An 8978-nucleotide genomic window follows, 5' to 3' on the forward strand; every position below is an offset into this window, starting at 1 on the left:
GACTTGAACCAGCGGGGGGATTCGGTCGTCACGGGGTGCCCTTTCGCAACTTGCTGATCATGGCCATGGATGTTGCCGGCGACAGCGCTTCGCCCTGCAACTGATGGTAGGCCGTCAGCATGGGGAGCACGGAGGCACTGTCGCGGTCGAGGTGTCCCTGGGCCTGAGACTCTGCGTAGCAGATCACGGACCGGTCCGGCATGGTCAGCAGATTGACCGGCAGGTCGAACGTTCGGCGCTCCCCTATTTCGTAGGGCGCTACCTGGAGCAGTGTGTTCGGCAGTTCGGCAAAATCCCGAAGACGTGCAAGCTGGGCGTCCATGACATCGGGTCCGCCGACAGGACGCCGGATGCAGCTCTCGTCCATGGTCACGAACACCATAGGAGGTTGAGAGCGTTCCAGTGCTGCTTGCCGCTCTGCCAGGAACGCGACCCGTTCGGCAGCCTGCTCCGGCGTGATCGCACCTCGCTGCACGGCCGCGCCCGCCAGTACTCGCGCGTACTCCGGCGTCTGGAGCAGACCGGGAATGATCCCGACGTTGTAGAGCCGGATCTCCACCGCCCGGTTCTCGTACCCGACGTACTCCGGGAAGCCCTCCAGCAGCACGCCGTGCCGGATCTCGCGCCACTCGCGCTCGAACGAATCGGCAGAACCGGCGGTGCCGAAGACGACGTCGAGCTTGGACGAGAACGGAAGGGTTGGCGGCTTCCGAGCAGTTTCTACGGCCGAAATGTGCTGACTGGAGTACCCCAGTCGCTCGCCCAGATCCTCCTGACTCCAGCCGCGCCTTTCCCTGAGCCTGCGCATATGAGCCCCGTAGGCCGCCTCCGGGCTTGAATTGGGGTCTAACTCCTTGCGATTGACCATATTTTCGCGCGCCCCTTCCTTCGATTTCGGTTACTTGAAGGGTTCTTGAGCCTAGGCCACGCTGGTCTCACTTGGTAGTGGAACAACTACGGAGCGGAGTTGACGTGCGTGAAGATGGTGGTGCTCTGGATGGCCGGGAGCCCTCTGAGGTCCCGGATGTTCCTGAAGTGCCTTCGCCGGGGGTGTTGTTCAGGGATGTGGGGCGTGGGGGTCGGGTGGGGGAGTTTTGTGGGGTGGTGGGGTGGAGTGGGAGGTGGAGCCGGAGTGGGTGCGGGCGTTGACTCCGGGGGAGCGGTTGAGTGTGGAGAACGCGTTGCGGAATCTGCGGAGCAGCAGGGGTGGCGTGTGAGCGGGCGGGGGGAGCAGCCGGGTTATCGGTGTGAGGTGTTGGCGGTGGAGTTCTTCGGGGATACGGGGCGGATGGCTCGGTATGTGCTGGGGACGTTCGAGACGATCTCGCCGGTGCTGGCGGTGCGGTGGCTGGGTGGGCAGGCGTTGCGGATCGCGGAGTTGCTGAATGAGGATCCGGAGGGTGGTCCGCGGTTGGATCTGGAGGGGTCGGCGTGGGTGCAGCCGTTGCGGCGGTTGCCGGTGGGTTCGCCGCCGGGGCGTCCGGCCGAGCTGTGTGCGTGGTACGAGGACCGCAGGGGTCAGCGTGAGGCGCAGGCGCATGTCAGGAGCGGCAACCCGCTCCTCGTCGTCGTCCCGGACACCGACTGCACGTACACCCTCTCCGTACGCCCCAGCCAGAAGACGTGACACCCGACACCCCTCGTGCCACGTCCTCTCTTGAGCCTCCCCCGGGTGGAGACCCCAAGCTGGGGACATGGACGGCGACACGCTTCTCTCGATCGGCGAACTGGCCCGGCGGACCGGACTGACGGTCAGGACCATCCGGTTCTACTCCGACCGCGGGATCGTGGCGCCGACGGACCGCAGCCCGGCCGGCTACCGCCGCTACCACCCGGATGCCGTCGAACGCCTTCGCCTCGTACGGACCCTGCGGGACCTGGACGTGGACCTGCCCACCGTCCGCAGGGTCGTGGACCGGGAGCTGACACTCCCCGAAGTCGCCGCGACGCACGCCGAAGCACTCGCCGTACGGATACGCGTCCTGCGTCTGCGACAGGCGGTGCTGACGGTGGTGGCCGAGCACGGACTCACCGCTGAGGAGACCGATCTCATGCACACCCTGACCCAGCTCTCCGAGGACGAACGCGGGCGTCTGACCGAGGACTTCCTCGATGCCGTGTTCGGCGGTGCCGGTGAGCTCCCCGTATTCGCGGCGGCCAGACGTTCCCTGACACCCGAGATACCGGACAGCCCCGGGGCGGAGCAGGTCCGGGCATGGGCGGAGTGGGCCGGACTGGCGGCGGACCCGGACTTCCGCGCGAGCATGCGGCGGACGGTCGAGGACCACACGGCCGAACTGGCGCGGCGCGGCAACACCGCAGGCCCGCGCCGGGACGTCGTCGCGGTCGTCCGTGAGCGGGCCGCCCCCGCCCTGGCGGCGGGCGTCGACCCGGCCTCGCACCGGGCGGACGCCGTCGTCGCGGCAGTCGCCGCCCACCACGCCCGCACCCTCGGCCGGGCCGACGGCCCCGAGGTGCGGCGCCTGCTGCTGGACCGGCTGGAGCGCGCGGGCGACCCGCGCCGGGACCGGTACGCACAACTGCTCGCCGTGATCAACGGCTGGCCCGCCCCGGAGAGCCTGGCACCGGTCCTCGACTGGGCGGCCAGGGCCGTACGCGCCCGGACGGAGCCGTAGTGGGGAGAAGGGCCGGTGCGTACGATCGGCCGATGAACACCGCCGTCACCCTGTGCGCGGACGCGACGCCGTCCGCTCCCGCCCTCACGCTCCGCCCCTGGTGCGGGGGCGACGCGGCGGCCCTCGTCGACGCGTTCCGGGACCCCGTACTGCGTCACTGGGCCGGACCGGGCCCCGAGAGCATGGCCGATGCGACGCGGTGGGTGCGGGGCCAGGAGGAGGGCTGGGCGGCGGGGGACCGGTTCGGGTTCGCCGTGGTCGAGGTCCTGCCCGACTCGCCGTACGGGCGGCCGGCGGGCCACGTGGTCCTCAAGGACGTCGCCCGCGCGGGCCCCTCGGCCCAGGTGGGCTACTGGACGGCGGGGCATGCCCGGGGGCGCGGCGTGGCACCGCGCGCCCTGGACGCTCTCACCGGCTGGGCCTTCAGCGCATGGGAGCCGGACGTCCTGGAACACCTGGAACTCCTGCACCAGGTGGACAACCCGGCCTCGTGCCGCGTGGCGGAGAAGAGCCGGTACGCCCTCGACGGCACCCTGCCCCCGTATCCGCCGGCCTTCCCCCGTGAGGGCCACCGGCACATCCGGCGCAGGGACCCGCACACCCGGCCCGAAAGTCCCTGAGCCCCGCGGGCGACCGCCGTGACCAGGGCCGTTGTCAGTGGTGTCGGGCAGGATGAGGGGATGGAACCCACGGACATCATCCAGGAACCCACGGACATCGTTCGGGCGCTCTGGGAGCGCATGCAGGCGCGGGACTGGGCGGGCGTCGGCGCGCTGCTCGCGAAGGACGCGGTCGTGGAGTGGCCCGCCAGCGGTGAACGCATCCGTGGCCGGGAGAACTTCGTACGGATCAACGCGGAGTATCCCGAAGGGTGGTCGATCGAGGTCCTTCGCGTCCTGGCGTCCGGGGACGAGGTCGTCTCCGAGGTCGAGGTGCCCCACGGCGCGGCGGGCACGTTCCGGGCAGCGTCCTTCTGGACGGTCCGCGACGGCCTGATCACCCGCGGCCGGGAGTACTGGACGGGGCTGGGCACGGACCCCTCCCCGCAGTGGCGGGCCCCGTACGTCGAGCGGATCTGAGCCGCCCGGTCGTGGACGGCGGGGCCGCTCAGCCCGGGTGCAGCATCAGGCCGATGCCCACGACCATCAGACCGGCCGCGGCGATGCGCGGGGCGCCGAAGCGCTCCTTGAACAGGACCGTGCCGATGGCCGCGCCGACGATGATGGACGACTCGCGCAACGCCGCCACGGGGGCCAGGGCGGCGCGGGTCTGGGCCCACAGGACCAGGCCGTACGCGGTCACCGACAGGGCCGCGCCCAGCAGGCCGCGTACCGCGAACGGGCGCAGGGCCGGGGCCAGTTCGGCGCGGCGCCGGTACAGGGCGTAGGCGGGGATGGCCAGGCCCTCCAGGACCATCAGCCACGCGATGTAGCCGAGCGGGGAGCCGGAGGCGCGCACGCCGACGCCGTCCACCGTGGTGTATCCGGCGATGGCCAGGCCGGTCGCCCCGGCGGCGAGCAGGGCGGGCCAGTCCGGGCGGCGGCCGGTCCCCCGGATGCCCCAGAGGGCCAGGCCGACGAGGCCCGCCGAAGCCACCGCGACCCCCGCGGTGGCCCAGCCGCCGGGCCGCTCGCCGACGAACACGGCGGCCAGGACCGTCACCGCCAGCGGGGCCGTGCCCCGGGCGATCGGGTACATCTGGCCGAAGTCGCCCAGGGTGAACGAGCGCATCAGCAGCAGCATGTACGCCACGTGGAGCACCGCCGAGACCAGCAGGTACGGCCAGGCCCCGGCGGCCGGGAACGGGGCGAAGCAGGCGATGGCCGCACCGATCAGCGCCCCGCCCCCGGAGATCAGCGTGAAGGAGACGAGCTGGTCCCTGATCGCGTGCGCGACGGCGTTCCAGCTCGCGTGCGTGACCGCCGCGGCCAGGACCGCGAGGGCGACCAGCGGGGTCACTTCGGCTGCTCGCGCACATCCACCACGGTGCCACCGGCGTGCCCGATCAGGGACTTGGGGTCGAGCGGGAAGACCGTGTGCGGGGTGCCCGCCGCCGCCCACACCACGTCGTGGCCGAGCAGACCGCGGTCGGCGAGCACCCGGGTCCGGGCGCGGTGGCCGAAGGGCGGTACGCCGCCGATGGCGTACCCGGTGGTCTCCCGGACCAGGTCGGCCCCGGCCCGCTCGACCTTCGCGGCGCCCAGCTCCGCCCGTACCAGCTCCACGTCGACGCGCGAGGAACCGTCCATCAGGACCAGCACCGGCACCCCGTCGGCCGTGAAGACCAGCGACTTGACGATCTCGTCGAGCGCGCAGCCGATCGCGGCGGCGGCCTCGGCGGCGGTGCGGGTGGCCTCGGGGAAGCGGCGGACCTCGACGTCCAGGCCGAGCTCCCGCAGGGCCTCGGCGAATCGGGGGTGGGCCTCGGCGGCGGCGTCAGGAGTGGTCATGCGCGCACTCTACGTCCGGGCCGGGCAAGTCCCTTCCAGGAGCGCCCGGTTCCCCGCCCCGGGTCACCGGCCCGCGCGCAGCACCGCCGCCACCACCGGGCCCGCCGCGTCGCCGCCGTGGCCGCCGGCCTGGACGACCGCGGCGGCGGCCAGGTCGTCACTGAATCCGGTGAACCAGCTGTTCGACGTCTCCTGGCCGTCCACCTCCGCCGAACCCGTCTTGGCGCCCTTGTCGCCGCCGACCGGGGCCATCGCCGCCTTGCCGGTGCCCCAGCTCGCCGTCTGCCGCATCATCTCGGTGAGCTGCCCGGCGACGTACGGGGGAAGGGAGCGGGCGGCCTGCGCGATCGGGCGGCCGTCCAGTTCCGGGGAGACGAGCACGGGCTGGCGGAAGGTGCCGGTGCGGGCGGTGGCGGTGACGGACGCCATGTTGAGGGCGTTCATCTGGACCGTGCCCTGGCCGATGTACTGGGCGGCCGCCTCGCCGCCGGTCTCCTCCGGGACGCTGCCGTCGAAGGAGTCGACGCCGGTCTTCCAGTCCAGGCCGATACCGAAGACGTCGTGGGCCTCCTTGGCGAGCGCGGCATCGTCCTTGGTGTCGTCGATCAGCTTGATGAAGGCGGTGTTGCAGGACCGGGCGAAGCTGGTGGTCAGGGTGCCGCTGGGGATGGAGAAACCGTCCAGGTTCTTGAAGGTGCGGCCCTGGTACATCGCGGTCTCCGGGCACTCGATCGGGCGGCCGGCCGCCGCGAGGCCCTTCTCGACGAGCATCGCCGAGGTCACGATCTTCATCGTCGAGCCGGGGGCCTGCTTGCCGAGCATCGCCGCGTTGAACCCGGTCGCCGGATTGTTGGCGACCGCGCGGATCGAACCCGTGGACGACTGGACCGCGACCACCGACGCCTGGCTGAACTTCTTCACCGAGGTCTCGGCCGCCGCCTGGGCGTCGGCGTCCAGGGTGGTGTGCAGCTCGCCCGGACGGCCCTTGGCCAGGGTGAGCAGGGTCTTGTCCGGGCCGTTCGCGTCGGCGTTCTCGATCCAGGTCTCGATGCCCGCGGTGCCGCCCGCCTTCGACCCGTACCTCTCGCGCAGCGTGTCCAGGATCGGGCCCAGGGAGGGGTACTTCTCCTTGGTGAGTTCCCGGCCCTCGTGGTCGAGGGCCTTGATCGCCGGGGTCGACGGCTCGCCGGTCCGGAGCTTCGCGCCGTCCTTCAGCTCCGGGTGGACCACGGCGGGGGACCAGTCCACCAGGGGGCGGCCGGTGGTCACCCCGCGGACCACGGTCAGCTCCGAGGCGTACGACCAGGACTTCGACCTGCCCCCGTAGGAGACGGTCGCCCTCACCTTGTACGGGACCTTCGCGCCGACCGGCTTCCCGGGGGTGATCACCGCCTTGGCGACGTGGGCCTCCTCGCGGTAGCCGGCGAGGAGGGGCTCCGCCTCCACGGCGTTGTTGGTGAGCTGGGACGCGGCGTCCGACTCACCCTTCGCCCACGCCGTGAGGAACTTCTCCGAGGCGTCCGCGATCTCCTTCTCGGTGACCGGGCCCGTCTTCACCTCGCCGGAGGCGGACGTGGTGTCCGCGCTCCCGTCCCCGCCGCTGTTGAGCGCGTCCAGGACGTTGTACGCCCCGTAACCCGCCCCGCCGAGCACCACGACGAGCACTCCGCCGACTATCCCTGCCTTCGCTCCACTGCGCATTCCCGCGGTCCCCCTCCCCAGGAGCTCCCGTTGAACGTGTTCAACGGGATACTGCCCGGCACCCTACGGGACGGTGGTTGAAGCCGGGACGGTTGTTACCGGAACGCGATACGGGTCGGCGCGAAGCCGCTCGTAGCCGGACGGGGCCACTTTGCCGACAAAGGCAAACTTCGCGGGGAGTGGCACTGGTGCGTCCGGCAGGGCTTCAGCGCCGCTGGAGGCGGTGGTACCGCACCGCGAGCGCGACGGCCGCGACGCTGATCAGGGTGGCGAGCGCCGGGTGCAGGTCCTTCGACAGGCTCGGCGCGCGGTCGGGCCCGATCGCCCAGGCCACGAGGCCGCCCGCGTAGAGCCCCGCGACGGCCGCGGCCCACCAGCGCAGGGCGCGCAGGCGGGCGTCGCGGAACACCGCGACGGTGAGCACGACGACGGGCGCGACGGCGACCATCGCGAACTGCCCGACGATCAGCACCGGGACGGCCCACGCGGAGACGACGACGGACCGCGCGCGGGCGGGCCGGACGGGCTGGGCGGTGAGGGTCGACATGGTGGGGCTCCTTCTGGGTGGGGTGGAACACGGCCGGTAAGTGGCTGGTCACTCACTCGGAAGGTCGAAGGAAAGGGTGCCGCGCCTGGCCGGAGCAGGGCACCGCGATGGGGGGCGCCGGCTTTCGGAGCAGGCATCTCGAGGTGGCGGCAGATCCCCGACGGCCAGTCGGCCGTGGCCGAGGCGCAGCCCTCCGGCGTACGGCCGGCCCTCCGCTCCTGTGCCACCGGCATCGAACCGGGCGCGCTGCCCGTCAAACCGGTCTATCTGGGCTGCCCGCCCCGCCGGACGGCGGGGGCGGACCTGCTGGACGGCGGCACGTGAGCAGCGGCTTCACGACCGGACGGCGAGGCGTTCGCGGCTGCGGTGTTCTTCATTTCTCCCGGCCGCCTACGCCGGGCTCCTGGTGCTGGTGCTGGTGGGGGCGGTGGTGGAGTCGCTCCTGCGGCAGGTCATTCGGCGTTCTCCGGGGCGGTGGGGTTCCAGGCTCCGGCGGGGAGGCCGGACTGGCGGAGAAGGTCGGCGAGGTTGTAGGTGTCGGTGAGGTGCCGGATCTTGTCGCCCTTGAGGTCCATGATCGTGACCGCGGGCACGGTGAAGGACTTGCCGGTGGCGGGGTAGTCCTTGGTGAAGGCGCCGGTTTCGGTGCCGGAGAACTTCCAGCGGACCGCGATCCTGTCGCCGTCGCGGAAGGCGTCGACGATGTCGGCGCGGGCGTCCCCGATGGTCTGTGCGGTCATGGTGACCCAGTCCGCTACGCCTTTGGTGCCGCGCATGGTGCCCTGGAAGGCGTTGTCCTGGTAGACGCCGTCCTTGGTGAACAGGGCGGCCATCTTCTGCGGGTCGGAAGAGTTCCACGCCTCGGCCCAGGCGGTGACCACGGGAGGAATCCCGGCGTCGTGCCGGTCGGATGCCGCCTGCGCCTTGCCGCCGCCTTCGGTCTGTGCGGCCCCGGCCGATGCGGGGGCCGCCTTCTGGTCGGCGTCGTTCTGGCCCGAGCACGCGGTCAGCATGACGGCAGCCGCCGTGACGGCCACTGTGGTGATGATGCTGGTGCGGATACGGCGTGCGGCGGCGTTCACGGATTCTCCTGCGGATTCATGGTGCTGGGGGACCTGCGTCGGGCCGCCCTCATTAACCTTACGACTGTAAACATACAGCAATAACCTAACGCTTGTGAACTCGCGATGCAGAGTCAGGTGCCGGGGTGACGTTCGCCCGGTCCCAGCGGGTGGTTTCCCGCTGGTGCGAGGGCGGATGAACTCGTCGCGTGCCGGCCAGTGGGAAAGGGGGGAGCCTGTGTCTGCGGGGCCTGCTGCCGGACGGGCGGCGGAAGCCGATGCGGCCGATGGCCGGCCGGCCCGGTGCGGACCGTCAGCGGTCACGGCAGTTCATGACGTCGTCGACCTGGCCGGGCCCATGCCCTGCGGATCAAGGGCGAGATGACCGCCCGTGCCGAGTCGGCCGTGCCGCACCAGCCGCACCACGGCGGGCCCGGACCCGGGGTTGTCGTAGGTGCCTCGAACCTGCCGGGTACCTCCTCCGCTGGTTCCGGCCCGGACCCGGGCCGTCCGTGGGCCGTCCGAAGGCGCCTGGCGCCCGCCGACAGCCACCACTGACGACGAAGAGGGCGCGGCCAATGGC

The 8978-nt window shown here is 71.7% G+C and carries 11 protein-coding genes; 5 read left to right on the forward strand and 6 right to left on the reverse strand.

The window, feature by feature from the left end; genetic code table 11:
- Window positions 1-28: 28 nt before the first annotated feature.
- The gene (locus tag ACFCV8_RS27645) at window positions 29-868 is read right to left on the reverse strand and encodes a helix-turn-helix transcriptional regulator (protein WP_376688170.1); all 840 of its coding nucleotides are present in this window, start codon (window positions 866-868) and stop codon (window positions 29-31) included.
- A 420-nt stretch (window positions 869-1288) separates the two neighbouring features.
- On the opposite strand from ACFCV8_RS27645, the gene ACFCV8_RS27650 reads away from it, so the two are divergent.
- From ACFCV8_RS27650 to ACFCV8_RS27665, 4 genes are all read left to right on the forward strand, one after another.
- A complete protein-coding gene (locus tag ACFCV8_RS27650; protein WP_376688171.1) occupies window positions 1289-1627 on the forward strand; it encodes a hypothetical protein in 339 nt (112 codons plus the stop codon).
- A gap of 67 nt (window positions 1628-1694) precedes the next feature.
- Window positions 1695-2636, forward strand: coding sequence for a MerR family transcriptional regulator (locus tag ACFCV8_RS27655; RefSeq protein ID WP_376688172.1), 942 nt, complete (start codon window positions 1695-1697; stop codon window positions 2634-2636).
- 32 nt (window positions 2637-2668) lie between these two features.
- On the forward strand, window positions 2669-3256 hold the full coding sequence (locus ACFCV8_RS27660; protein ID WP_376688173.1) for a GNAT family N-acetyltransferase: 588 nt from the start codon (window positions 2669-2671) through the stop codon (window positions 3254-3256).
- Between the two features lie 60 nt (window positions 3257-3316).
- Window positions 3317-3715 carry a nuclear transport factor 2 family protein gene (locus ACFCV8_RS27665; RefSeq protein ID WP_376688174.1) on the forward strand — a complete coding sequence of 133 codons (399 nt, stop codon included), beginning with the start codon at window positions 3317-3319 and terminating at the stop codon, window positions 3713-3715.
- 28 nt (window positions 3716-3743) lie between these two features.
- Here the strand turns inward: ACFCV8_RS27665 and ACFCV8_RS27670 are convergent, their stop codons facing one another.
- From ACFCV8_RS27670 to ACFCV8_RS27685, 4 genes are all read right to left on the reverse strand, one after another.
- Window positions 3744-4595: an EamA family transporter gene (locus ACFCV8_RS27670; protein WP_376688175.1), complete on the reverse strand. Its 852-nt coding sequence runs from the start codon at window positions 4593-4595 to the stop codon at window positions 3744-3746.
- Window positions 4592-5086 (reverse strand): YbaK/EbsC family protein, encoded by a 495-nt coding sequence (locus tag ACFCV8_RS27675; RefSeq protein ID WP_376688176.1) that lies wholly within the window; start codon window positions 5084-5086, stop codon window positions 4592-4594. The genes ACFCV8_RS27670 and ACFCV8_RS27675 overlap by 4 nt, the downstream gene beginning before the upstream one ends.
- 63 nt (window positions 5087-5149) lie before the next feature.
- The gene (locus tag ACFCV8_RS27680) at window positions 5150-6787 is read right to left on the reverse strand and encodes a penicillin-binding transpeptidase domain-containing protein (protein WP_376688177.1); all 1638 of its coding nucleotides are present in this window, start codon (window positions 6785-6787) and stop codon (window positions 5150-5152) included.
- Between the two features lie 205 nt (window positions 6788-6992).
- The gene (locus tag ACFCV8_RS27685) at window positions 6993-7334 is read right to left on the reverse strand and encodes a hypothetical protein (RefSeq protein ID WP_376688178.1); all 342 of its coding nucleotides are present in this window, start codon (window positions 7332-7334) and stop codon (window positions 6993-6995) included.
- 174 nt (window positions 7335-7508) lie between these two features.
- On the opposite strand from ACFCV8_RS27685, the gene ACFCV8_RS27690 reads away from it, so the two are divergent.
- A complete protein-coding gene (locus ACFCV8_RS27690; RefSeq protein ID WP_376688179.1) occupies window positions 7509-7658 on the forward strand; it encodes a hypothetical protein in 150 nt (49 codons plus the stop codon).
- Window positions 7659-7786: 128 nt separating this feature from the next.
- On the opposite strand, the gene ACFCV8_RS27695 is transcribed toward ACFCV8_RS27690, so the two are convergent.
- Window positions 7787-8416, reverse strand: coding sequence for an ester cyclase (locus ACFCV8_RS27695; protein ID WP_376688180.1), 630 nt, complete (start codon window positions 8414-8416; stop codon window positions 7787-7789).
- Window positions 8417-8978 lie beyond the last annotated feature (562 nt).

This window comes from Streptomyces sp. NPDC056347 (genome assembly GCF_042262625.1).
In the GTDB taxonomy this organism is placed as follows: Bacteria; Actinomycetota; Actinomycetes; order Streptomycetales; family Streptomycetaceae; genus Streptomyces.